Genomic DNA, 23313 nt, shown 5'->3' on the forward strand with positions numbered 1-23313 from the left:
GGCGATGATGATGACCTCACGCACGACCCGAAAGCAGAAGCGCGCCGCGCTCATCCTGGCCGGCCTTGCTTTGCTCGGCATTGCCGCGGGGCTCGTGCTTTATGCGCTCAAGGACACGATCGTCTTCTTCTACACGCCGAGCGAACTCGCCGAAAAGAATGTGCAGGCCGGCCAGCGCTTTCGCTTGGGCGGACTGGTCGAGATCGGCAGCATCGTCAAGGGCGGGGGCATGGCCGTGCGTTTCGATGTCACCGATACGATCAAGACGATCACCGTGAGCTACCAGGGCCAGCTTCCCGATCTCTTCCGCGAAGGCCAGGGTGTCGTCGCCGAAGGCAAGCTCGACGCATCGGGCAACTTCATCGCCGATACCGTGCTCGCCAAGCATGACGAGACCTACATGCCGAAGGACGTCGCCGACCGTCTGAAGGAGAAGGGTGTGTGGAAGGAAGGCAAGGAGGCGAGCCCTTGATCGCCGAGACCGGCCATTTCGCGCTGATCCTGGCGCTGGTCACCGCGCTCGTGCAGTTCGCGCTGCCGCTCTATGGCGCGCATCGCGGCGAACGCGCTTTGATGGGCGCCGCAGCGCCTGCGGCACTGGCGCAATTTTCGCTGATCGTCATCGCCTTCCTCGCCTTGATGCATGCCTATGTGACCACCGACTTCTCGCTGGCCAATGTGTGGGAGAACTCCCATTCGGCGAAGCCGCTGCTCTACAAGATCTCGGGCGTGTGGGGGAACCACGAAGGCTCGATGGTTCTGTGGGTGCTGATCCTGGCGCTCTTCGGCTCGGGCGTGGCGCTGTTCGGCGGCAACCTGCCGCTCGAGCTCAAGTCGCGCGTGCTCGCCATCCAGGGTTCGATCGGTGCCGCTTTCCTGCTCTTCATCGTCGCCACCTCCAATCCGTTCCTCAGGCTCAACCCGCCGCCCATCGAGGGCAATGGCCTCAATCCCTTGCTGCAGGACCCGGCGCTGGCCTTCCATCCGCCCTTTCTCTATGCCGGCTATGTCGGCCTTTCGATCTCCTTCTCCTTCGCCATCGCCGCCTTGATCGACGGCAAGGTCGATGCCGCCTGGGCACGCTGGGTGAGGCCGTGGACGCTTGCCGCCTGGATGTTCCTCACCATCGGTATCGCCATGGGCTCCTGGTGGGCCTATTACGAATTGGGCTGGGGCGGCTTCTGGTTCTGGGATCCGGTCGAGAACGCTTCCTTCATGCCCTGGCTCGTCGCCGCGGCACTGCTCCATTCGGCCATCGTCGTCGAGAAGCGCAATGCGCTCAAGATCTGGACCATCCTCCTCGCCATTCTCGCTTTCTCGCTGTCGCTGATCGGCACGTTCCTCGTGCGCTCGGGCGTGCTCACCTCGGTGCACGCTTTTGCCGTCGACCCGGCGCGCGGCGTCTTCATCCTGATGATCCTGTGCGTCTTCATCGGCGGCGCCCTGACGCTCTTCGCCTGGCGGGCACCCATGCTCAAGGCGGGTGGCCTCTTCGCGCCGATGAGCCGTGAGGGCGGGCTTGTCGTCAACAACCTGCTGCTGTGCACTGCCTGTGCGGCCGTCTTCATCGGCACGCTCTATCCGCTGGCGCTCGAGACGATCAATGGCGACAAGATCTCGGTTGGTCCGCCCTATTTCAATTTCACTTTCGGCCTGATCATGCTGCCGCTTCTGCTGCTCGTCCCGGCGGGCCCGCTCCTCACCTGGAAGCGTGCCGAGGCCTGGCCGGTGATCCAGCGCCTGTGGATGGCGGCCCTTGCCACCTTCGCCATCGCCATGGTGATCCTGGTGGCGACGCGGCGCGGGCCATGGCTGGCGCCTTTCGGCATAGCGCTGGGCTTCTGGCTGGTGCTGGGTGCGCTCGCCGAGCTCGCCGAGCGCATCGCCTTGTTCAAATCCTCTTTCCCGGTCTCCTGGTCGCGGTTGAAAGGCCTGCCGCGTTCATCGCTCGGCATGACATTCGCCCATGCGGGGCTGGGCCTTGCGGTCATCGGCATATTCGCGGTGACCACCTGGCGCGAGGAGCACATCGTGGCGATGAAGCCCGGCGACCATTTGAGCGTTGCGGGCTATGACGTGACCTTTCTCGGCGAGGCGCCGATGACGGGTCCCAATTACACCGGCGATGCAGGCCGCTTCCGCGTCATGGCGGGCAATCGGGAAGTCGCAACACTGGCCTCGGAGAAACGCCGCTTCCAGCCGGGCGGCCAGGAGACGACGGAAGTGGGTCTGCTGCAGGCCTGGTCGGGCGATCTCTATGCGGTGATGGGCGATCGCATGAACGACGGGACGCGTGCCATGCGCATCTATTTCAACCCGCTCATCTCGCTCATCTGGCTCGGCACCTTCATCATGTTCATGGGTGGTGTGATCTCGCTCACCGACCGGCGCTTCCGTGTCGGCGCTCCCAAGACCGCACGCCGATTGCAGCCCGCGGCGGCGGAATGAGATGAGAAATCTCTTCACCGCTTTCATCCTGCTCGTGGCGCTGGCATCGCCGCTGCGCGCGGTGCAGCCGGATGAGATCTTGCCTGATCCGGCATTGGAGGAACGCGCCCGCGCTCTGTCGACGAATCTGCGCTGCCTCGTCTGCCAGAACCAGTCGATCGATGACTCGAATGCCCCGCTCGCTCGCGACCTGCGCATCCTCCTGCGTGAAAGGCTCAAGGCCGGCGACAGCGACGACCAGGCGGTCGACTTCATCGTCGCGCGCTATGGCGACTTCGTCCTGCTGCGCCCGCGCTTCACGCCTGAGACCTGGATATTGTGGATCGGACCTTTTGTTTTACTGCTTGGTGCGGGTGCCTTGCTGTATCTGCGGCGAAAGAGACCAGAAGAAACAGCTGAAGGTGAGCTCAGCAATGAAGAGCGGGCAGCTCTGGCTCAGAGGCTTGGGACAGATCAGCCATGAGGAAGCTGACGCCGAAACGTCAGAAGGAAGTCAATGACCTGGTCGATTGGTGCGAGTTTGTCTGTAACACAACGTATGATCTTTACGATGAGACGAGGTCCAACAAATCCCTCCGGCAGTTTCAGGATATGCAGCTGGATGTACTCAGAAAGGCACGAGAGCGTGGTGATCTGAGAGGACTCCGCATGGTCCATCGAGACTATGTTGAAGAAATCAGTGGCCTGGCTCCGCAGCATCTGGCGAGAATGGATCGCCTCTTGAGGGAGAAGTTTGGCCGCGGGCTTGATGCTGCAAAGGGCAAGATTGAGAAGAAGGTTCACAGCATCCTCAAACGTGGCAACATCAAGAAGGCCGACGAGTATCGCATTCTCGAAGCCTGGATCGGAATGATCCTTGATGATCCGGCAAAAGCGAGCGACATCGAACGGATCAATGCGCTCCTCGCAACGGTCACGCAACCGTTACCGGAATAGTCCGCACATTACGAAAGTTTCATCTTGCCGAAAGGTCGCCGTAAGCCGCGGACACCTAGCTTCAGCATCACGTTATTCGCTTTGGGACACATAGGAGTTTTTCATGACAACAAGCACAAAAGTGCGCAACCGCGTGTTGGGTCTGATGGCCTTCGGCCTCCTGGCCACGACCGCGCTCACCGCCAATTTCCTCGTTACCCCGACGCTGCCTGTCCACGCCGAAACCAACCAGCAGGTCGCGCCGCAGGCAGGCTTCGCCGATCTCGCCGCCAGGGTGATGCCGGCAGTGGTCAGCGTCGAGGTGAACTTCGCCAATGTCGCCGACAATTCGGATGACGGCGATGACGACGACATGGGGCAGGGCCAGGCCCAGCCGAACCTCCCGCCGGACAGCCCGTTCCGCGATTTCTTCAACCAGTTCCCGCAGTTCCGCGACCAGTTCCCGCAGTCGCCGCGCCAGCCGCATGGCGGCATTGCGCAAGGCTCGGGCTTCGTGATCTCGCCCGATGGCTATGCCGTGACCAATAATCACGTCGTCGGCAAGGCCGACAAGGTGCAGGTGACCTTCAGCGACGGCCAGCAGTATGGTGCCAAGGTGATCGGCACCGATCCGAAGACCGACCTGGCGCTGATCAAGATCGAAGGCGGCAAGACCTTCAACTATGTGAAATTCTCGGACAAGGAGCCGCGCGTCGGCGACTGGGTGATGGCGGTCGGCAATCCCTTCGGTCTCGGCGGCACGGTGACGAGCGGCATCATTTCGGCGCGCGGCCGCGATATCGGCTCGGGCCCCTATGACGACTTCCTGCAGATCGACGCCTCGATCAACAAGGGCAATTCCGGCGGCCCGGCCTTCAATCTCGACGGCGACGTGGTCGGCATCAACACCGCCATCTACTCGCCCTCGGGCGGCAGTGTCGGCATCGGCTTCGCCATTCCGGCCTCGACCGCCAAGGAGGTGATCACCTCGCTCAAGGACAATGGCGCGGTGACGCGCGGCTGGCTGGGCGTCCAGATCCAGCCGGTGACCGATGACATCGCCGAAGGCCTCAACCTGAAGGACAAGAAAGGCGCCCTCGTAGCCGATGTGACCGAGAAGTCGCCCGCTCTGGCGGCCGGCATCAAGACCGGCGACACGATCACCAAGGTCGGTGACGAGGATGTCAGCGACCCGCGCGATCTCGCCAAGAAGGTCGCACGCTATGCGCCGGGCAAGGCGGTCGATGTGACGCTGGTGCGCGGCGGCAAGACCATGGTCGTGCCCGTGGAGCTCGGCAAGATGCCGGGCGGCACCCAGGCGTCCAACACCAGGGCGACGCAGCCTGAGCGCTCCAGCCTGGCCGGGCTCGGCGTGCGGCTGGCGCCCGCCGAGGACGGCGCCGGCGTCAAGGTCATCGACGTGAAGCCGGGCAGCACCGCCGAAGAGCAGGGCATCCGCCCGGGCGATGTGATCCTCGAGGTCGCCGGCAAGGAAGTTCACGAGCCGAGCGACGTGAAATCCGCCCTGGCCACGGTCAAGGGCGCCGGCAAGCGGATCGTCATGCTGATCCGCTCCGGCGACAGCCAGCGCTTCGTCGCCCTGCCCGGCGGCGAAGGATGAGTTAGCGTCTCGTGCGACGCTTGAGTGTCACACTCTCTCCCCCCGCTCCCGTGTGGCGCTCCAGGTGCGGAGGCAGGGTTACCCCCTGTCTCCGCAACCTGACTTTCGGGCGAATTTTTCAGGGCTTTTCCCGAGAACAGAGTCATGCAACTTATGACGAACGGAACAACTAAGCCGACGGCGCTTGCCAATGACTTGGAACATATGCGCATCCTGGTGATCGAGGATGATAAGGAAGCCGCCACCTGGCTGCTCAAGGGCCTGACCGAAAGCGGTCACGTGGCCGACCACGCCGCCGACGGCGAGGAGGGCCTGACGCTGGCGCGCGAAAAGGTCCATGACGTGCTGATCGTCGACCGCATGCTGCCCAGGCTCGATGGCCTCACCATGATCCAGACGTTGCGCGCCGAGGGCGTGACGGCCCCGGTGCTGATCCTGAGCGCCCTCGGTGATGTCGATGAGCGCGTCAAGGGCCTGCGCGCCGGCGGTGACGACTATCTCGCCAAGCCCTACGCCTTTTCCGAGCTCCTGGCCCGTATCGAAGGCCTGTCGCGCCGCCGCCATCAGGGGCCGCAGCAGACCCGCCTCAAGGCTGTTGATCTTGAGATGGATCTCCTCACCCGCACCGTGACGCGCTCCGGCCGGCCGATCATCCTGCAGCCGCGTGAGTTCAAACTGCTCGAATATCTCATGCGCAATGCCGGCCATGTGGTGACGCGGACCATGCTTCTGGAGAATGTCTGGGACTATCACTTCGATCCGCAAACCAACGTGATCGACGTGCATGTCTCGCGCCTGCGCGCCAAGATCGACAAGGGATTCGACGAGCCGATCCTGCAAACGGTGCGCGGGGCTGGGTACCTGCTCCGTGCGGCATAGCTTCTGGAAGCTCTTCCGCACGTCGACCTTCAGGCTGTCCGCTCTCTATCTGTTTGTCTTCGTCCTGTCGGTAGGCGCCATCCTCGCTTACATCTACTGGAATACCGCCGGTCTGCTCGAACGGCAGACCGACGAGACCATCCGGGCCGAGGTGCAGGGCCTCGCCGACCAGTACCGCATCCGCGGGCTGACCGGCGTCCTCGACACGGTACGCCGCCGTTCCACCGATGATTCGGGCTCCATCTACCTGCTGACGACGCCCGATGGCGTGCGCGCCGCCGGCAACCTGGTGTCGGTGCCGGACGAGATCGCCATCGAGGATTCGGGGTGGACGGAGTTCGCCTTCAACGTAAAGACCTCGACCGGGATGGAGCCGCACCGGGCGCGCGTCTATTACACAGAGCTGCCGGGCGGCAATATCCTGGTCGTCGGCCGCGATATCGAGGATATGCGGCAATTCGCGACCATCATCCGCAATACGCTGATCACCGGCACGCTGATCGCGCTGGCGCTTGGCATCGGCGGCGGGCTCCTCACCAGCCGCAACTTCCTGCGCCGTGTCGATTCCATCACCGATGCCAGTCGCTCGATCATGCAGGGTGATCTGTCGGGACGCATGCCGGTCAAGGGCACCGGCGATGAGCTCGACCGCCTGGCGCAATCGCTGAACCAGATGCTCGACCAGATCGAGCGTTTGATGCGCGGCATGCAGGAAGTGTCGAGCAATGTCGCGCATGATCTGCGCACGCCTTTGACCCGCATCAAGGCACGCGCCGAATCGGCTCTGCGCTCGGGCGCCCAGGGCGACTTCAAGGCCGCCCTCGAGCAGACGATCGATGAATCCGACCGCCTGCTGCAGACTTTCAATGCGCTGCTGTCGATCGCCAAGGCCGAATCCGGCCAGCAGCGCGAAGGCCTGCAGCCGGTCGACGCCGCCGTCATCCTGAATGAGGTTGCCGAGCTCTATGAGCCCTTCGCCGAGGACCAGGGCGGCACCCTCAAGACCGAGATTTTCGGCGAGCTCGATGTTCGCGCCAATCGCCAGCTCCTGGCTCAGGCGATCAGCAATCTCGTCGACAACGCGCTCAAATATGGCGAAACGCCGGTCACCGGCGCGCCCGAGATCGTGGTCACCGGCGGGATCGAGGGTGATGATGTGGTGATCACGGTGAGCGACCGCGGCAGCGGAGTCGCCCCGGAGGATCGCGAGCATGTGCTGGAACGCTTCGTGCGTCTCGATGAAAGCCGCTCGAAGCCCGGCAACGGCCTGGGTCTCAGCCTCGTCGCCGGCGTCATGAAGCTCCATGACGGGCGCGTGGTGCTGGAGGACAATGAGCCGGGCCTCCGGGTTAAGCTGATCCTGCCCAGGCGGCAGGTGAGCGATGACGACCAAGGGGAACTGGCGGTCGCATCGCCGGTCTGACTTCACTCCTTCTCGGTGAAACGCAGTTCGTTGAGGTGCTTCTTCATCATCTCGAAGCGCTGGAAATGCTCATCGGTGCGGCGCAGCGCCACCGCGGTCGACAATATGTCGATGACGACGAGGGCGGCGATGCGCGAGATAGTGGGTGTGTAGATATTCGTGTTGTCGAGCGTTTCGGCGATGATCGCGACATCGCAATGGGCAACGAGGGGTGAATCCGAGCCGGTTATGCCGATGACCTTGGCGCCGCTTTCGCGGGCGGTCTGCGCGACATCGAGAATGGAGCGGGTGCGGCCGGTATTCGAGATGACGACGGCGACATTGCCGGGCCTCAGCATCGAAGCCGCCATGACCTGCTGGTGCGAATCGAGCTGCGCCCCGCAGGGCACGCCGAACAGCGGGAATTTCTGTTGCGCGTCGCGCGCCACGATGCCCGAGGCGCCGAAGCCGAAGAACTCGATGGCCGTCGCGTTCTCGAGCAGAAGGATCGCCTGCCCGAGCGCTTCCTTGTCCATGTGATGCCGGGCCCAGTCGAGGCTGGTGATCGTGTAGTCGAAGATCTTCTCGAGCACGGCCTGCGGCGGATCGGTGGCCAGCAGCACCGAATGCGTGGCCGGGGTGCCGAGCGCCAGGCTGTGCGCCAGCCGCAGCCGGAAATCCTGGAAGCCCTCGCAGCCGACCGCGACGCAGAAGCGGATGACCGTCGGCTGGCTCACCGCCGCGATCTCGGCCGTCTCGGCGATGGTCGCGTTGAGGATGCGGCGCGGATCGGCAAGCACGAGATCGGCCACCTTGCGCTCGGACTTGCGCAGATCGGCGAGCCGGGTGCGCACCATTTCGAGGATGTTCTGCGTCGTCCCGCGGAGCGGACGGGCGGAAGAGGGCGGATCGGCTGCGATATCGGTCAAGGAAGCGGTGACCCTTCGGAGTGGAACGATGTCGCCAGTCTATACCGGGCTGAACGCGTATTCCATCTGGAGCTCGGCGCGCAGCACCTGCAGCGCGGCACGGCTTGCGGCGTGATCGATTTCCCGCGGATCGGCCGTATTGAAGGCGAACATGCCACAGTGATGCGCGATCATGGCCGGTATGGCACAGGCTTGGGCCAGCCCGATCGCCTCCGCGATGGTGAGATTGCCGGCGACCTCCAGCGCGCGCAGCCTCTCGGACCGGCCATTGGCGGGAAGCAGCGCCAGATCGGGAGCGATGGCTGCAACATCATCGGTCTGCCGGGGAAACGGTATAGTGTCGCCCGAATGGAAGATGCACCGGCCCTCCATCTCGATGCCGTAGCCCAGAAAGCGGTGATGCCCTTCGGCATCCTTTTCCAGCGTCTCATGCGCGGCCCGCAACGCCCTAACGACGACACCCGGCAGGGGCTCGACGCGCTCGCCAGCATTCAGGGGCACAAGCCTTTCCACATCGACGCCGATGCGTTCGCGGCTGAGTGCCAACGCGGCGCGGGGAACGACGAAGCGCAGTTGCGGATGGGCTTCGGCCAGGGGCTTCAGCGTTTCGCCATCCATGTGATCGGTGTGATGATGCGTGCACAGGACGAGATCGACCGGCCCAAGCTCCTGCGGGGTCGCCGGCGCTGCCATTATGCGCTCATGCGGTGTAGCGCTGCCGCGATATTTGCGCGCCAGCGAATCCGAAAGATAGGGATCGATGACGAGGCGGTAACGCGGCGTGGTCACGACAAAGCCGGCCTGGCCCAGCCAGTGGAGTATGATCCCGGGGGAGCGCGACGCAGCGAGCCTCTCAGCCAGCGAGTCGATGAAAGGCGTTACCGTGAGCGACGCCCGCGCCATTTCAGGACGCCTTCAGGCTTTCGATGAGATTCTTCACCGCGATCTCGGTCGCCCGGTCGATGCTTTCCTCGGTGAAGCCGCCAATATGGCTGGTGGCGATGACGCGCGGATGCCGGGCAAGCGTCAATTGCTGCGGCGGCTCTTCGCTGAAGACATCGGTCGCATAGGCGGACAGCTCGCCGCTGTCGAGCGCCGCGATGACCGCGGTCTCGTCGATGAGGCTGGCGCGCGCCGTGTTGATGAGGATGGCGCCGTAGCGTCCCGAAGCCAGCACGCCCTGATCGATGAGTGGGCGGCCGTCAGCGGGTGCTGGGCAATGGAGCGTGATGATCTCGCTTTCGCCGAGCACGGTGGCAAGGTCGGCCCGGCGCAAGGCATCTTCAGGCACATCGACTTCGGGGTTCAGCGGATCATGGATGCTGATGTGGGCGCCGAGCGCCGCCGCGAGCCGCGCCACCTGTCGGCCGACCGCGCCGCAGCCGATGATGCCGACCTGCCGGCCCTTGATCTCGCGGCCGCGCCGGCGCGGCCATTCACCGGCCTTGATGCCGGCATCGCAGAACGGCACATGGCGCAGCGCCGTCAGCATCAGGCAGATGGTGAGCTCGGCCACGCCCGATGCATTGGCGCCATCGGCGGTGCACAGGCGGATGCCGCGCTGGCTGAGATCGGCGAGCGGCAGGTTGTCGACGCCGGTGCCGTTGCGGCTGATGACCCGCAAGGCGGGTGCGGCGGCAATCACTTTGGCCGAGACAGGCTCGACGCCGGCAAGCCAGCCGACGACCTCGGGCACCAGACGCAGGAGCTCGGTCTCGTCCGGCAGCTTGCCCGCTGTCGAATAGACGATGTCGAAACCCTGGCGCCGCAACTCTTCCACCGCCGGGTGCGGCGCCTCGGTCAGCGAGCGTGGCGTGACGAGGATGCTGCTCATGCGGGCTTCGCCTTCGCCGCGACGGCCGCAATTGCCGAGATCGCATCGAATTCCGGTCCCTTGACTGGAATGTCGATATGGAAGACCTCGGCGATCACCTGGGTCCAGCCATGGATGAAGTAAGTCCAGCCGTCCTCGATCTGGAGATCGCGCATCCGCTGCTGCGCCCGCGCCTGGTCGAGGAAGATGAGGTCGCCGCGGTAATTGAGGTCCCAGACGATGCCGCGCTGGGGGAACGTCACGCCATCGCTCAAGGGTGAGCCTGGCGCATCCTTGCCGAGGCCGGTGGCATTGATGACGAGCGCGCCGGGCTTGAGCCTGGCGACGACGGCGTCATTGTCGCGCGGATCGGGCGCCAGCACATAGTCCGTCGGGATGCCGCTCGCGAGCTCGGCATGGATGCGCCGGATCTCGTCGAGCCGCACCGGGCTGCGGTTGGAGACGATGATGCGCGACGGGCGGTCGGCGCCGCGTTGCGCCTGCATCATGTGCCAGGTGAGCGCGATGGTCGACCCGCCGGCGCCGATCGAGAACAGTTCGGCTTGCGTCCGGGCGAAATGGCCGGGCGCGATGAAGCCGTCCATCGCCAGGCCGGATGAGATCGGATCCTTGGCATGGCAGATGAGCTGATTGCCGCGCTTCGACAGGCAGCTCGTCTCGCCCATGAACCGCGCATGCGGATCGATCTCGTCGAAGAGATCGCGGCAGGCCCTGTAGAGATCGATCTTATGGGTGGTGACGAGCGCGCCGAGCGACAAGGGGTCGTCCTTGATGAAGCTCACCGCGGCGCGATAGCGCTCAGGGTCGGCATGGAGCGGGAAATCGATGCCCTTGATCCGGGCATCCGTCAGGCCGAGATGCGCCGCCCATGCCGGGAACACATTCATGATCGAGCTTTTGGCCGTCGTTACGCCGATGAAATAGAGGGTAGGCTCGCTCGCCGGCTGGTAGGTCGTCGCCATGGCGCTCACGAAGCCTTGGCGAAGATGCTGTCGACAAGCTCGCGCGAACGGTAGCGATAGCTCGCATTGTCGACCGCGATCCAGCCGCCGGCGCCGTTATCGACGATGCGGCTGCGCATGCCGCCGGCCTTGGCGATGATGTCATAGTCCTGGCCGGAATCGGCCGGATAGGCGAAGGTCATCACCAGCATGTCCGCTCCGGTATTGATCGAGCGGTGGATCCAGTAGGGCGGGACATAGCAGATCGTCCGCGGCGCGATCTCGACGGTGCGGATTTCTCCGGCGGGCGATTCCATGAGCATCAGGCCCCGCCCGCTCTCGCCATAATAGATTTCCGGCCGGTCGGCATTGGCGTGGATATGGCCGCGGGTGAGGAAATATTCGCGGCCGACCTTGCCGGGCAGCATTTTCGTCACTCCGACGATCATGTCCCCGGCATCCTGCGACGGCTTGTAGTCGGTCACTTCATAGACGGCGGTCCCGCCCATTTTCCGCAAGAGCGCCTCGTAGGCGGCCGCGTCCTCATAGAGCCCGGCGAGATCGCCCAGGGTCTTGGTGTAGCGGTTGGTCGCCCCGACAAGTTCGCCTTTGGCGACATCCACGACACAGATTCCGGGTTCCCGCATTCAGGCCTCCAATTCGAGCAACTGTGTAATTATACTACATATCGACTTGTGAAGATGCAAGATGGCAAGGAAGTTGGCTGCGAACAGCCCTGAAAACCCTCAGTTTTTCCGGATTTTACGCAATTATGTACAGTTGCTTCAACTTTGTGCGCTTGACCAAATTCCAAATATGTATCTATGCTACAAAAAGGGCAGACAGATAAAGCGCCCTCGTGAAACGTGATCGCAAAGGAGGAACAGCGATGAAGACGGCCTTACTGGGAAGTGCGGTAGCGGTGACATTGATGCTTGGCGCGGCCGGCGCAGCCCAGGCCGAATGCAAGGTCGGCATTGCCATGTATACGCTGGGAGCGCCTTATTTCGCGGCCCAGGTGGCGGCCGCCGAGGACCAGGCCAAGAAAGCAGGCTGCACCGTCACCACCTCCGACGGGCAGAATGAAATGGGCAAGCAGATCGCCGATGTCGAGGACATGATCGCCAAGGGCGTCAATCTCCTCATCCTCAATCCGCGCGATCCCGAGGGCCTGATCCCGACCGCCAATGCGGCAACCGCCGCCGGCGCCAAGGTCATCGTGATGGATTCGAGCATCAGCACCAAGGCGAATGTCGTCACCCAGGTGCGCTCCTCCAATGATCAGAACGGCTATCTCGTCGGCCAGTGGCTGGCCCAGAAGATGAAGGGCACGCCGATGAAGATCATCCTGCTCTCGGGCGACAAGGGCAACGAAGTCGGCCGTGACCGCCGTCTCGGCGTGTTCCGCGGCCTCGTCGAAGGCCAGCTCGTCAATGAGGGCAAGGCCAGCTTTGAAGTGGTGGGCCAGGGCTGGGGCGGCTGGTCGCATGAAGGCGGCCTGAAGGCGATGGAGGATCTCCTCACCGCGCATCCCGACGCCAATGTCGTGCTGGGCGAGAATGATTCGATGGTGCTCGGCGCCCTCAAGGCGCTCGAAGCCGCCGGCAAGACCGATGTGCTGGCGCTTGCCGCCGCCGATGGCCAGAAGGAGGCCCTGGCGCTCATCAAGGACGGAAAATACGGCGCCACCGGCCTCAATGATCCTGATCTCGTCGCCCGCACCGCGGTCGATATCGGCCTCAAGGCCCTCGATGGCAGCCTGCCGGCTGACTTCCCGAAGCTTGAGCTGACGACGCCCGCGGTGATCACGCAGGAGAATGTCGACAAGTTCTATCGTCCCGACGCTGTATTCTGAGACCGCGTTGGCCTTTAAGGTATAAGCGTGAGCTGACGGCGGGACCTCTCCCGCCGTCGAGCCGTTTTCGCGGGGTCGGACTTCAGTGACAGAACTCGCAAAGCTCGTTGCGATCAGCAAGTCTTTCGGCGGCGTGCGCGCGCTGGTGGAGGCCGATTTCGACGTCAAAGCCGGCGAGGTGCACGCGCTCCTCGGCGAGAACGGCGCCGGCAAGTCGACGCTGATGCGTGTGCTCAGCGGCGAGATGATCCCCAATGACGGCGAGATCCATTTGGGCGGCGAGCGTGTCGAATTGCGCGATCCGCGCGATGCGAGAGCCCGCGGCATTGCGGTCATCCACCAGGAGCTGGCGCTGGCGCCCGATTTGTCGGTGGCCGAGAACATCTTTCTGGGCGAGCTGCCCGGCGTCATAGGCTGGAAGGATCTCAATCGCCGCGCCCGCCAGCTCATCGAGCGCTTGGGCTTCGACATCGATCCGAAGCGCATCGTCGGCTCTCTGGCCGTCGCCCATCAGCAGATCGTCGAGATCGCCAAGGCCCTGTCGCGCGATGTCAGGATCATCGTGTTCGACGAGCCGACGGCGGTTCTCTCCACCCAGGATGCCGAACGGCTGCACGAGATCATCAAGGGCCTGCGCGCCAACGGTGTCGGCGTCGTCTACATATCCCACCGCCTGGAAGAGGTCTTCCGCATCTCCGATCGCGTGACGGTAATGAAGGATGGCCAGGTCGTGGGCACTGTTGCCACGCGCGACGTTACCATCGACAAGGTCATCCGCATGATGGTGGGGCGCTCGCTGGCCGCCATGTTCCCGGACAAGGGTGAGCGCAAGATCGGCGCGGTCAGGCTGGAAGCCAGCAAGCTCAATGCCGGCCGCATGGTGCGCGATGTCAGCTTCTCGTTGCGTGCCGGTGAAGTCGTCGGTCTTGGTGGCCTGGTGGGCTCCGGCCGCACCGAGGTGGCGCGCGCGATCTTCGGCGCCGATCCGCTCGACAGCGGCACCATCCTTCTCGACGGCAAGCCATTGCATGCGCGCTCGCCGCGCGATGCGGTGAAAGCCGGCATCGGTCTCGTTCCCGAGGACCGCAAGCAGCATGGCGTCGTGCTCGACAAGCCGATCCGCATCAACGTGACCATGGCGCGCCTGGCCGAGGTGGTGAACGGCCTGGGCTTCCTCAAATCCGCGAAAGAGAGCGGGCTTGTCGGCGACCTCGCCAGGAGCCTCAAGCTCAAGGCCGAGAGCATCGATGCCCCGGTATCGAGCCTTTCGGGCGGCAACCAGCAGAAGGTGGTTCTCGCCAAATGGTTTCATGCCGGCGGCGATGTGATCATCCTCGATGAGCCGACGCGCGGCGTCGATGTCGGCGCCAAGTCCGAGATCTACGGCCTGGTCAACAAGCTTGCCGAGGCGAACAAGGCGGTGCTGGTGATCTCCTCCGAGCACCAGGAGCTCTTCGGCCTGTGCGATCGCGTCCTGGTCATGGGCGAGGGCGAATTGCGCGGTGAGCTGAGACCTGAGAGCTACAGCGAGGAAAACCTGTTGTCGATGGCAATGACCGGCCGTCTGACCGAAACGCACGAGGGCATGCCGTCATGACATTTCTCACCAGCAAGGCCGAGTCGAATGCGAAACCCGCGTCCGAAACGGCCGGTGGCTTCAGGTTTGCCGACTATCTGCAGCGCTTCGGCACGCTCGGCATTTTCCTCGTCCTGGTCGTCGTCGCCTCGCTGTGGTCCGACGCCTTCCTCACCAAGATCAATATCCTCAATGTGCTGCGCCAGGTCGCTTCCGGCGCCGGCATCATGGCGGTGGGCATGCTGTTCGTGATCCTGACGCGCGGCATCGATCTGTCGGTCGGTTCGATCGCCGCCTTGGGCAGCGTGCTGACCGGCTATTTCTGCACGATTTCCGGCTTCGGCATCGCCATGACGACGTTCCTCGTCATCCTGTCGGGCGCCGCCTGCGGCCTGGTGACCGGCGCCTTCGTCGCCTATCTGCGCCTGCCGTCTTTCGTGATGTCGCTCGCCATGATGGCGGTGGCGCGCGGCCTTTCACTGATCATCTCGGACGGCCGCCCCATCACTCTGGGCGATCAGGGCGCGGCCTTCACCAATTTCGGCTCGGGCCACTGGTTCGGCATGCCGCAGCCGGTGATCCTGATGTTCGCCGTCTTCATCGTCGGCGGCATCGTGCTCAACTTCACCCGCTTCGGCCGTGTCATCACCGCCATCGGCTCCAATGAAGAAGCCGTTCGTCTCTCCGGCATCGCTGTGCCGCGCTATGTGCTGGCGGTCTATGTGATCTCGGGCGCGCTTGCTGCCGTTGCCGGCATCATCTCCTCGAGCCGCACCGGCGTCGGCTCCTCGCAAGTGGGCGTCGCGGCCGAGCTCAATGTCATCGCCGCCGTGGTGATCGGCGGCGCCAGCCTGATGGGCGGGCGTGGCGGCGTCATCAACACGCTGCTCGGCGCTCTGGTCATGGGCATCATTGCCAATATCATGAATCTTGCCGGCGTTCCGGGCTACCACCAGCAGGTCTATATGGGCGCCATCATCGTCGTTGCCATGCTGCTGCAATATGGTTCGGGCTCGCTCAAGACCTGACGCCCACGGGAAGCCTCTCCATGCTCCGCGACCTCTCTCTCTCGATCGATGTCGGCACGGGCAGCGCCCGGGCGGCGCTGGTCGATGGGGCAGGCGCCATCCTGCATATCGCGGCACGCGAATATGACCAGATCGTCCCGGCCTTCGGCTGGGCCGAGCAGCGACCTGGCGACTGGTGGGCGGGTGTCGTCCACGCCGTGCGCGCCGCACTTGCCGCGGTCGAGAACGGGCCTGAGCGCATCGCCGCCATCTGCGCCTGCGGTCAGATGCATGGGACCGTGCTGGTGGACGAGGCGGGCGAGCCGACCCGCGCCACGGTGCCCTTGTGGAACGACAAGCGCACCATCGACCTGGTGGCCGGCTTCGAGCGGGCCAATGCGCCGGAAACTTATCTCCCGCTGAGCGGCAACCCGCCGACGCCGGCTTGGCCCGGCTTCAAGCTCGCCTGGCTGCGCGACAATGATCCGCAAGCCTACCGCAAGGCGCATGCCGTCATCATGCCGAAGGATTACATCAATCTTCGCCTGACCGGCGCCATCGCGATGGATTCAGGCGATGCCTCCTGCAGCTTCCTTATGGATCCCGGGCAGCGCACCTGGTCGCAGCCGATGATCGACCGGCTCGGCCTCGACAAGGCGAAGCTGCCGCCGATACGCGAACCACTCGAGATCCTGGGGCATGTCACGCCGGAAGCGGCGCGCGAGACCGGCTTGCGCGCGGGAACGCCGGTTCTCGTCGGCGGCGCCGACTACCCGGTCGCCGTCTTGGGATCAGGCGCCCTTCGTCCGGGTCTCGCTTCCGATGTCACCGGCACATCCTGCATCCTGACGCTGATCGCCGACAAGCCATTGCTCGATCCCGAGATCTGCAATGTCGCGACTGTCGAAGGCCATTGGGGGCCCTTTGTACTGCTCGAGACCGGCGGCGATGCGATGCGTTGGGCAAGGCGCGCCTTCCACGAGAAGTCGTTGAGCTATCAGGAGATCGCGGCCAAGGCCGGGGAGGCGAGAGCCGGCGCCGATGGCCTGATCTTCATGCCCTATCTCGCCGGCGAGCGCCTCGGTGCCCATCGCAATGCCCGCGCCCAGTTTTTCGGCATCGGCGCCGCCCATGGCCTGGCGGAGTTGCACCGCGCCGTGATGGAGGGCGTGGCTTTCGCGGCCGCGCGTCATCTGAGGATCATGGAGCGGGCCGCGGGCAACCGGCTGGAGCGGGTCATCGCTTCGGGCGGCGGCGCCAAGTCGCCGCTCTGGCTCAAGATCAAGGCCAGCCTCTATGGCATTCCGATCGTCGTGCCGCGCGAGGCCGAATGCGGTGTCATCGGCTGCGCCGCCATGGCCGCCACCGCGACCGGGCGCTACTCGCGGATCGAGGATGCCGTCTCAGCTTACGTGAAATATGCCGATGAGGTTCTCCCCGACCCAGCCTGGCGCGAGACCTATGCGCGCATGCAGCCGCTGTTCGACCGGCTCTATGCGCACAGCCAGGCCCTCTATGATGATCTCGACAAGCTTACCCAGCCATGATGCACGCGAAAGGACCCTGCCGATGGAAGAGATAATCGCAACCTTCAGGCCCGATCTGTTCGCCGGCAAGCGCGTGCTGGTGTCGGGCGCCTCGAGCGGCATTGGCCTCGCCATGGCGCAGGGCTTCGCCAGGCTCGGAGCGGATGTCATCGCGACCGGAACATCCGAGGCGAAGCTTGCGGGAGCGAAGGCCGATCCGGCCAACAAGGGAATCAGGTTTGCCGTGCTCGATGTGCGCGACCGCAAGGCGATCGACACTTTCATCTCAGCCCTTCCCGGGCTCGACGTGCTCGTCAACGCCGCCGGCATCGTGAAGCCGGAAGACGAGTTCGGCGAAGAAGGCTATCTTGATGTCATCGACGTCAATCTCAACAGCGTGATGCGCCTGTCGATGGCGGCCCGGCCGCTGCTCACCCGCTCGAAGGGCGTCATCATCAACACCGCCTCGATGCTGAGCTATGTGGTCGACGATTCGGTCCCGGCCTATTGCGCCAGCAAGACCGGCATTCTCGGACTGACCCGGGCGCTGGCGCACCGCTTCGGCCCTGACGGCATACGCGTCAACGCCATAGCGCCCGGCTATCACAAGACCAATATGACCAAGCCCCTCTGGTCCGATCCCGGGCCGGCGGCGACCATTGCCCGCAAGGCGGCGCTGAAACGCTGGGGAACGGTCGATGACCTCGTCGGCGCTGCGATCTTCTATGCCTCGCCCGCTTCCGCCTTCGTGACCGCGACGACCTTGCCGGTCGATGGCGGCTATGTCGTGAGCGGGTTCTGACCATGCCGGAATCCTCACACGCCCAGCGCTTCCTGTCCGGCCGTTCCTTCGGCGGACCCGGCAAATATATCCAGCGTGCCGGCGAGATGGGCCGTCTCGCGCATCACCTGCAGCCCTTGGGCAAGACCGCCTTCCTGCTCGTCGACGGCTGCGTGATCGAGAAAATGGGGCAGGCGATCGAGCGGTCCTTTGCCGGCTCCGGCATTTCAATCCGCCTGGAGCGTTTCGGCGGCGAGTGTTGCACCGAGGAAATCGAGCGCGTGACGGCTTTGGTCAGGGCGGCCAAGGCCGATATCGTCGTCGGCATCGGCGGCGGCAAGACCGCCGATACCGCGAAGCTCGCGGCAATCGCCAATGACGCACGCATCGTGATCGCGCCGACCATCGCCTCGACCGACGCGCCCTGCAGCGCTGTCGCGGTGCGCTACACGGCGCAGGGCATATGCGAGGAGGCGCTGTTCCTGTCGCGCAATCCCGATCTGGTGATCGTGGACAGCGCGGTGATCGCCAAGGCACCGGTCCGCTTTCTCGTCGCCGGCATCGGCGATGCGCTCTCGACCTGGTATGAGGCGCGCTCCAATCTCGACTCGCGCTCTGCCAATCTGGTGCAGCCGAACCTGCCGGCGCCCGCCGCCGCCATCGCCATCGCCCGCGCCTGTCATGACGTGCTGATGCGCGATGCGCTCGCCGCGAAGATCGCGGTGGAGAAAGGTCTGCTCACACAAGCGGTCGAGAACATCATCGAGGCGAACACGCTGCTGAGCGGTCTTGGCTTCGAGAACTGCGGCGTTTCGGCGGCGCATGGCATTCATGACGGCCTGACCGTGCTGCACGGGACGCACGGCTTCCTGCACGGCGAGAAAGTGGCCTTCGGCGTCCTTTGCCTGCTCATGCTGGAGGGCCGTCCGCTGATCGAGATCGAGGAGACGGCGCGTTTCTGCGCGGCGCTCGGCCTGCCGACGCGGCTCGCCGATCTGGGGCTCGCCGATGCAAGTCCGGCCGATATCGGGCGGGTCGCCGAGGCCTCCCTCAAGCCGGGTTCGTCGATCTACAAGGTCGCCGTGCCGCTTTCGCCCGAGATCGTTCGCGACGCGATCCTGTCGCTCGATGCCTTCACCCGTGAGTTGACCAGCCATGCCCGCGCCTGATCTCGCCATTCGCCCCGCGGCCCACCAAGAGGACAAGAAAATGCAAGCAGCCGTCATGTATTCGCCGGGCGACATCCGCCTCGAGGAGGTCGCCAAGCCCCGCGCCGATGCGGGTGAGGTGCTCCTGCGCGTCGCCGCCGTCGGCGTGTGCGGCTCCGACATACCGCGCATGCTGACCAAGGGCGCCCACAACATGCCGATCATCTGCGGTCATGAATTCTCCGGTCATATCGAGGAGGTCGGCAGGGGGGTCGAGGATTTCAGCGAAGGCGATCTCGTCGGCGTGGCGCCGCTGATACCCTGCCGCGTCTGCGACCAGTGCGTCACCGGCAACTTCTCGCGCTGCCGCGACTATGATTATTTCGGCAGCCGCCGCGACGGCGCCTATGCCGAATATGTCGCCGTGCCCCAGCGCAACCTGCTCAAGGCGCCGAAGGGCACCGATCCGCGCGCCGTCGCCATGACCGATCCGGCCTCGATTGCGCTTCATGCCATCTGGAAGGCAGCGCCGACGATGGGCGATCGCGGCGGCGTCATCGGCTGCGGACCCATCGGCCTGTTCGCCATCCAGTGGATGAAGCTCATGGGCTGCCGCGAAATCGTGGCGGTCGACATTTCCGGGCAGAAGCTCGATCAGGCGCGCGAAGCCGGCGCCACCCATGCCTTCCTGGTGAGCGATGAGATACCCGCAGCTTTGAAATGCGACATCATCGTCGAAGCGGCTGGCCATCCGTCCTCGATCAACCTCGCCGCCCGCCTCGCGGCGCCCGGCGGCCATGTCTCTTTCATCGGCATTCCGGTTGGCGATGTGACGCTTGAGAACAAGACCTTCCATCACTTCCTGCGCCAGGAGATCTCGCTCCATGGCGCGTGGAATTCCTTCGGCGCGCCCTTTCCCGGCAAGCAATGGCAGGTGGCGCTCGAGAACCTGAGCTCCGGCGCCTTGCGCTGGGAGTTCATGATCACCCATGAGCTGGGTCTCGCCGAGCTTCCGGCGATGTTCCAGAAGCTACGCCAGAAGAACGAGTTCTTCGCCAAGATCATGTTCAGGCCCTAGGAAATGTGGAATGATTTCCGCCCGGGGAGCTAGGTGATGGGACTTCTTCTCGGACTCGATTTCGGCACCGGGGGCGTCAGGGTCGGGGTCTTCGACCTCGCGCGCCGCGCCTTGCTGGGCGAGAGCGAGGCGCGCTATCCGACGCATTACCCGCGGCCGGGCTGGGCCGAGCAATCGGCCATCGACTGGTGGGAAGCGCTGGGCGTGGCGACGCGCGATCTGATGGCGAAGCTCGGATCGCCCCGGATCGACGGCATCTGCACGGCGACGACCGCTTCCACCGTCGTCGCCTGCAAGCGCGACGGCACTCCGCTGCGCCCGGCGCTGCTGTGGATGGATTGCCGCGCGGCGGCGGAAGCCGACCGGACCGCCAAATCCAGCCACCCGGTTCTTGCCTTTGCGGGCGGCAGCGATGCCGCCGAATGGCTTGTTCCCAAGGCCATGTGGATGGCCCACAATGAGCCCGATACCTATGCCGAGGCCGATATCATCTGCGAATGCCTCGATTATGTGAATTTCAAGCTGGCCGGCCGATGGGTCGGGTCGCGCATGAACGCCACCTGCAAGTGGAACTATGATTCGGTCGCCGGGAAATTTCATCCCGAGCTCTATGCCGAGCTGGGCGTGCCCGACCTTGCCGGCAAGCTGCCTTCCGAAATCATCGCGGTCGGTGCGCCGATTGGTCCGATCACCGCCGCCGCCGCCAACCATCTCGGCCTCACCGGCCGTCCCATGCTGGCGCAGGGCGGCATCGACGCTCATATCGGCATATTGGGGGCGGGAACGCTGGCACCCGGCGAATTGCTGATGATCGGCGGCACCTCGGTCGTCCATCTGTTCCAGTTGGCGGGCGAAAAGAAGGTCGATGGATTCTGGGGACCTTATCCGCACGCGCTGGTCGATGATTTCTGGCTGGTGGAAGCGGGACAGGTTTCGGCGGGCTCGGTCCTCTCATGGTTCGCCCAGGACATGTTCGCTCTCGATGCCGCCGCGGCGGCGAAGCTGCAGGCAGAGGCCGCATCTCTCCCCGTGGGCGAAACCGGCCTTCTGACCCTCGATTATTTCATGGGCAACCGTACGCCCTATCGCGACCCGTTGCGCCGCGGCGCGGTATTGGGACTGTCGCTGGGCCATGATCGCGCCGCCCTTTACCGCTCGGCGATCGAAAGCGTGGCGCTCGCTTCCGCCAATGTGATCCGGCGCATGGCCGAGCTCGCCATTCCGTGCCGGCGCATCGTGAGCGCCGGCGGCTATGCCAAGAACAGCCTGTGGCTCAAGGCGACGGTCGATGCCATCGGCCTGCCGGTCGAGCTCCAGCCCGATGTCAATCTGTCGATCATCGGCGCTGCGGCCTCGGCGGCGACGGGCGCCGGGCTGGTCCCGGATCTTTTCGCGGCCGCCGCCGCCGTGACGGGGCCTGCCGTCACCATCGAGCCGGATCCCGCGGCGCATGCCAGATACCGCGACCTGCTGGAGGACTATCTGGAAGCGAGCGAGCTTCTGGCGCCGCTGTCGCGCCGTCTCGCCGAGCGCCAGCTGCGGAGCGGCCAACATGCCCACTGACACGCGCGAACGCGACACGCAATTGCGCGGCCTGTCGAGCGAGCAGCGCGAGCAGCTGATGATCCAGGTGGCCAAGCGCTATTACGAGCTCGACATGACGATGGGCGATCTGGCCCAGGAGCTCGGGCTCACCCGCTGGCAGGCCAGCCGCCTGTTGAGCGAAGCGCGCGAAACCGGACTGGTGCGCATCGAGATCGTGCCGCGCGCCCCCCGCCGGCCGGATATCGAAAGCCGCCTGCAGCGCCGCTATGGCTTGCGCGATGCCATCGTCGTTCCCGTCACCGCCGAAGGCGACGGGGAGTTGCTGCTCGACGCAGTGGCCCTGGCTGCCGGGCGCCTCCTTGCCGGGCTCGGCAAGTTTCCGCTGATCGGCGTGTCCTGGGGCCGTACCATGAGCGCCGTTGCGCATCGCCTGCCGCCCTTCTGGAATGACGGCGTCGAGGTCGTGCTGCTGAACGGCGCCATGAATATCCGCTCACCCTCGGTGCGCACCAACAATGTGGCCGAGCTCTTTGCCCGCTCCGCCAATGGCACGGCGACCCTGCTGCCGGTCCCCGCCATATTGGGCCACGCGGCGACGCGCGTCGCGCTCGAGGAGGATCCGACCATTGCCAGCGTGCTGGCATTGGGACGCCGGGCGCCGGTGATCTGCTTCGGCATGGGTTCGCTTGCCGCGGATTCGGTTCTCCTGCAATCGGGCTTCGTCTCCGAGGCCGAGGTCGCCGCCCTGAAGGCAAAGGGCGCGGTCGGCGACATATTGAGCCGCTATGTCGACGCCCATGGCAATATCGTCGATCAAGATCTCGATGCCCGCACCATCGGCCTCGAGCTGCGCTTCTGCCGGCAGCGCGAATTCTCGATCGGCATCGCCGCGGGCGAGGGCAAGCGCGCCATCATCCTGGCCTGCCTCAGGGCAGGCTATATCAATGTGCTTGTGACCGATCAGGACACGGCAGTCTGGCTGCTCAATGACGATCAGCGCGATCCGCCTGAGTGATCCCGCCCGGCAGCCTCAACGCGGCCTGCGCGGCAGGTGCTCGCCGATGAAATCGTCCGAATGCTGGAGGAGCTTGCGCACCGCCTTGCGCGCGCCTTCCACCTTGCGCAGGCGTATGTTGCGCTCGATGTTGTTGTGCAGGTCCTGCGCGAAACGCAGGTCGTTCGCCTCGCGGGTGATGAAGACGAAGAGATTGTCGAGCGCCGAATTGATGATCACGCCCATGGGCACGAGCAGCTCGTTGTTCGACGCCTTGAGGATGGCGAGATGGAAGCGGACATCGGCCTGGGTGCGATCGGATAAAGTCGGCGCCGTCGCCATGCCGTGGCAGGCCGCGGTGATCTCCTCCATCTGCTCTTCGGTACGGTACTCCGCCGCAAGCGCCGCTGCTTCCGGCTCGATGATGTGACGGAACTGCTGCAGCGATTTCAGGAAGCCGGCACGGTCGGGCGCCGTCGCATACCAGGACAGGACGTCATGGTCGAGCAGGCTCCATTTGTCCTTGGCCTCGACGCGGCTGCCGATCTTGGGCCGCGAGACGATAAGGTTCTTCGCCATGAGGATCTTGATCGCCTCGCGCACCGCCGAGCGGCTCACCTTGAACTCGGAAGCCCATCTCGCTTCATTCGGCAGGATCGTGCCGGGCGGGATGTCGCCACGCACGATGCTCCGGCCGATCGCTTCGGCGATATTTGTATGGATATTGCCGCGCCCGCGCGGCAGGACGGGTATGGCCGTATGCCGCCTCGCGGCGGCATTTCCGGAATCGGAGGTCGTCTCTTTCTTCGGTCCGTTCGGCGTCTTGGCGCGCAT

At 64.6% G+C, this 23313-nt stretch carries 22 protein-coding genes; 16 read left to right on the forward strand and 6 right to left on the reverse strand.

What is annotated here, in order from left to right:
- The first annotated feature begins 10 nt into the window (after window positions 1-10).
- From ccmE to DT068_RS26930, 7 genes are all read left to right on the forward strand, one after another.
- On the forward strand, window positions 11-472 hold the full coding sequence (gene ccmE / locus DT068_RS26895) for a cytochrome c maturation protein CcmE (protein WP_119393066.1): 462 nt from the start codon (window positions 11-13) through the stop codon (window positions 470-472).
- A complete protein-coding gene (locus DT068_RS26900) occupies window positions 469-2448 on the forward strand; it encodes a heme lyase CcmF/NrfE family subunit (protein ID WP_119392992.1) in 1980 nt (659 codons plus the stop codon). Before ccmE ends, DT068_RS26900 begins: the two co-directional genes overlap by 4 nt.
- A gap of 1 nt (window position 2449) precedes the next feature.
- A complete protein-coding gene (locus tag DT068_RS26905) occupies window positions 2450-2911 on the forward strand; it encodes a cytochrome c-type biogenesis protein (protein WP_119392993.1) in 462 nt (153 codons plus the stop codon).
- The gene (locus DT068_RS28235; protein ID WP_162914492.1) at window positions 2908-3384 is read left to right on the forward strand and encodes a hypothetical protein; all 477 of its coding nucleotides are present in this window, start codon (window positions 2908-2910) and stop codon (window positions 3382-3384) included. The genes DT068_RS26905 and DT068_RS28235 overlap by 4 nt, the downstream gene beginning before the upstream one ends.
- Window positions 3385-3487: 103 nt before the next feature.
- A complete protein-coding gene (locus DT068_RS26920) occupies window positions 3488-4984 on the forward strand; it encodes a Do family serine endopeptidase (RefSeq protein ID WP_119392996.1) in 1497 nt (498 codons plus the stop codon).
- Between the two features lie 204 nt (window positions 4985-5188).
- The gene (locus DT068_RS26925) at window positions 5189-5863 is read left to right on the forward strand and encodes a winged helix-turn-helix domain-containing protein (RefSeq protein WP_119392997.1); all 675 of its coding nucleotides are present in this window, start codon (window positions 5189-5191) and stop codon (window positions 5861-5863) included.
- A complete protein-coding gene (locus tag DT068_RS26930; RefSeq protein WP_368905287.1) occupies window positions 5853-7286 on the forward strand; it encodes a HAMP domain-containing sensor histidine kinase in 1434 nt (477 codons plus the stop codon). Before DT068_RS26925 ends, DT068_RS26930 begins: the two co-directional genes overlap by 11 nt.
- 2 nt (window positions 7287-7288) lie before the next feature.
- On the opposite strand, the gene DT068_RS26935 is transcribed toward DT068_RS26930, so the two are convergent.
- The 5 genes from DT068_RS26935 to DT068_RS26955 are packed head-to-tail and all read right to left on the reverse strand — an operon-like array spanning window position 7289 to window position 11616.
- On the reverse strand, window positions 7289-8194 hold the full coding sequence (locus DT068_RS26935; RefSeq protein ID WP_368905288.1) for an SIS domain-containing protein: 906 nt from the start codon (window positions 8192-8194) through the stop codon (window positions 7289-7291).
- A 39-nt stretch (window positions 8195-8233) separates the two neighbouring features.
- Window positions 8234-9097, reverse strand: a complete 864-nt coding sequence (locus DT068_RS26940) for an MBL fold metallo-hydrolase (protein WP_119392999.1) — start codon at window positions 9095-9097, stop codon at window positions 8234-8236.
- A 1-nt stretch (window position 9098) separates the two neighbouring features.
- Window positions 9099-10028 carry a phosphoglycerate dehydrogenase gene (locus DT068_RS26945; protein WP_119393000.1) on the reverse strand — a complete coding sequence of 310 codons (930 nt, stop codon included), beginning with the start codon at window positions 10026-10028 and terminating at the stop codon, window positions 9099-9101.
- The gene (locus tag DT068_RS26950; protein WP_119393001.1) at window positions 10025-10990 is read right to left on the reverse strand and encodes a shikimate dehydrogenase family protein; all 966 of its coding nucleotides are present in this window, start codon (window positions 10988-10990) and stop codon (window positions 10025-10027) included. The genes DT068_RS26945 and DT068_RS26950 overlap by 4 nt, the downstream gene beginning before the upstream one ends.
- A 5-nt stretch (window positions 10991-10995) precedes the next feature.
- Entirely contained in the window at window positions 10996-11616 is a 621-nt protein-coding gene (locus DT068_RS26955) for a glucose-6-phosphate isomerase (protein WP_119393002.1), read from the reverse strand.
- A 242-nt stretch (window positions 11617-11858) separates the two neighbouring features.
- On the opposite strand from DT068_RS26955, the gene DT068_RS26960 reads away from it, so the two are divergent.
- The 9 genes from DT068_RS26960 (at window position 11859) to DT068_RS27000 (ending at window position 22500) form a co-directional block, all read left to right on the forward strand.
- A complete protein-coding gene (locus DT068_RS26960; RefSeq protein ID WP_119393003.1) occupies window positions 11859-12824 on the forward strand; it encodes a sugar ABC transporter substrate-binding protein in 966 nt (321 codons plus the stop codon).
- Window positions 12825-12909: 85 nt separating this feature from the next.
- On the forward strand, window positions 12910-14421 hold the full coding sequence (locus tag DT068_RS26965) for a sugar ABC transporter ATP-binding protein (RefSeq protein ID WP_119393004.1): 1512 nt from the start codon (window positions 12910-12912) through the stop codon (window positions 14419-14421).
- Window positions 14418-15428, forward strand: a complete 1011-nt coding sequence (locus DT068_RS26970; protein WP_119393005.1) for an ABC transporter permease — start codon at window positions 14418-14420, stop codon at window positions 15426-15428. The genes DT068_RS26965 and DT068_RS26970 overlap by 4 nt, the downstream gene beginning before the upstream one ends.
- 20 nt (window positions 15429-15448) lie before the next feature.
- Window positions 15449-16954 (forward strand): xylulokinase, encoded by a 1506-nt coding sequence (locus tag DT068_RS26975; protein ID WP_119393006.1) that lies wholly within the window; start codon window positions 15449-15451, stop codon window positions 16952-16954.
- Between the two features lie 22 nt (window positions 16955-16976).
- Complete coding sequence (locus DT068_RS26980; RefSeq protein WP_119393007.1) at window positions 16977-17735, forward strand: SDR family NAD(P)-dependent oxidoreductase; 759 nt, start codon at window positions 16977-16979, stop codon at window positions 17733-17735.
- A 2-nt stretch (window positions 17736-17737) separates the two neighbouring features.
- The gene (locus DT068_RS26985) at window positions 17738-18883 is read left to right on the forward strand and encodes a glycerol dehydrogenase (RefSeq protein ID WP_119393008.1); all 1146 of its coding nucleotides are present in this window, start codon (window positions 17738-17740) and stop codon (window positions 18881-18883) included.
- A 40-nt stretch (window positions 18884-18923) separates the two neighbouring features.
- Window positions 18924-19940, forward strand: coding sequence for a galactitol-1-phosphate 5-dehydrogenase (locus DT068_RS26990; RefSeq protein ID WP_119393068.1), 1017 nt, complete (start codon window positions 18924-18926; stop codon window positions 19938-19940).
- A gap of 36 nt (window positions 19941-19976) precedes the next feature.
- Window positions 19977-21503 (forward strand): FGGY-family carbohydrate kinase, encoded by a 1527-nt coding sequence (locus tag DT068_RS26995; RefSeq protein ID WP_119393009.1) that lies wholly within the window; start codon window positions 19977-19979, stop codon window positions 21501-21503.
- Entirely contained in the window at window positions 21493-22500 is a 1008-nt protein-coding gene (locus DT068_RS27000) for a sugar-binding transcriptional regulator (RefSeq protein WP_119393010.1), read from the forward strand. The genes DT068_RS26995 and DT068_RS27000 overlap by 11 nt, the downstream gene beginning before the upstream one ends.
- A gap of 15 nt (window positions 22501-22515) precedes the next feature.
- Here DT068_RS27000 and DT068_RS27005 read toward each other — a convergent pair whose 3' ends face one another.
- Entirely contained in the window at window positions 22516-23313 is a 798-nt protein-coding gene (locus DT068_RS27005; RefSeq protein WP_119393011.1) for a FadR/GntR family transcriptional regulator, read from the reverse strand.

It is taken from the genome of Taklimakanibacter lacteus, assembly GCA_003576695.1.
GTDB lineage: Bacteria > Pseudomonadota > Alphaproteobacteria > Rhizobiales > Aestuariivirgaceae > Taklimakanibacter > Taklimakanibacter lacteus.

What these genes read in the sequence shown, in the direction of transcription:
- ccmE (WP_119393066.1), top strand. Translation starts at nt 11, where the DNA reads ATGACCTCACGCACGACCCGAAAGCAGAAGCGCGCCGCGCTCATCCTG.
- DT068_RS26905 (WP_119392993.1), top strand. Translation starts at nt 2,450, where the DNA reads ATGAGAAATCTCTTCACCGCTTTCATCCTGCTCGTGGCGCTGGCATCG.
- DT068_RS28235 (WP_162914492.1), top strand. Translation starts at nt 2,908, where the DNA reads ATGAGGAAGCTGACGCCGAAACGTCAGAAGGAAGTCAATGACCTGGTC.
- DT068_RS26920 (WP_119392996.1), top strand. Translation starts at nt 3,488, where the DNA reads ATGACAACAAGCACAAAAGTGCGCAACCGCGTGTTGGGTCTGATGGCC.
- DT068_RS26925 (WP_119392997.1), top strand. Translation starts at nt 5,189, where the DNA reads ATGCGCATCCTGGTGATCGAGGATGATAAGGAAGCCGCCACCTGGCTG.
- DT068_RS26940 (WP_119392999.1), bottom strand. Translation starts at nt 9,097, where the DNA reads ATGGCGCGGGCGTCGCTCACGGTAACGCCTTTCATCGACTCGCTGGCT.
- DT068_RS26945 (WP_119393000.1), bottom strand. Translation starts at nt 10,028, where the DNA reads ATGAGCAGCATCCTCGTCACGCCACGCTCGCTGACCGAGGCGCCGCAC.
- DT068_RS26950 (WP_119393001.1), bottom strand. Translation starts at nt 10,990, where the DNA reads ATGGCGACGACCTACCAGCCGGCGAGCGAGCCTACCCTCTATTTCATC.
- DT068_RS26955 (WP_119393002.1), bottom strand. Translation starts at nt 11,616, where the DNA reads ATGCGGGAACCCGGAATCTGTGTCGTGGATGTCGCCAAAGGCGAACTT.
- DT068_RS26960 (WP_119393003.1), top strand. Translation starts at nt 11,859, where the DNA reads ATGAAGACGGCCTTACTGGGAAGTGCGGTAGCGGTGACATTGATGCTT.
- DT068_RS26970 (WP_119393005.1), top strand. Translation starts at nt 14,418, where the DNA reads ATGACATTTCTCACCAGCAAGGCCGAGTCGAATGCGAAACCCGCGTCC.
- DT068_RS26975 (WP_119393006.1), top strand. Translation starts at nt 15,449, where the DNA reads ATGCTCCGCGACCTCTCTCTCTCGATCGATGTCGGCACGGGCAGCGCC.
- DT068_RS26980 (WP_119393007.1), top strand. Translation starts at nt 16,977, where the DNA reads ATGGAAGAGATAATCGCAACCTTCAGGCCCGATCTGTTCGCCGGCAAG.
- DT068_RS26985 (WP_119393008.1), top strand. Translation starts at nt 17,738, where the DNA reads ATGCCGGAATCCTCACACGCCCAGCGCTTCCTGTCCGGCCGTTCCTTC.
- DT068_RS26990 (WP_119393068.1), top strand. Translation starts at nt 18,924, where the DNA reads ATGCAAGCAGCCGTCATGTATTCGCCGGGCGACATCCGCCTCGAGGAG.
- DT068_RS26995 (WP_119393009.1), top strand. Translation starts at nt 19,977, where the DNA reads ATGGGACTTCTTCTCGGACTCGATTTCGGCACCGGGGGCGTCAGGGTC.
- DT068_RS27000 (WP_119393010.1), top strand. Translation starts at nt 21,493, where the DNA reads ATGCCCACTGACACGCGCGAACGCGACACGCAATTGCGCGGCCTGTCG.
- DT068_RS27005 (WP_119393011.1), bottom strand. Translation starts at nt 23,313, where the DNA reads ATGCGCGCCAAGACGCCGAACGGACCGAAGAAAGAGACGACCTCCGAT.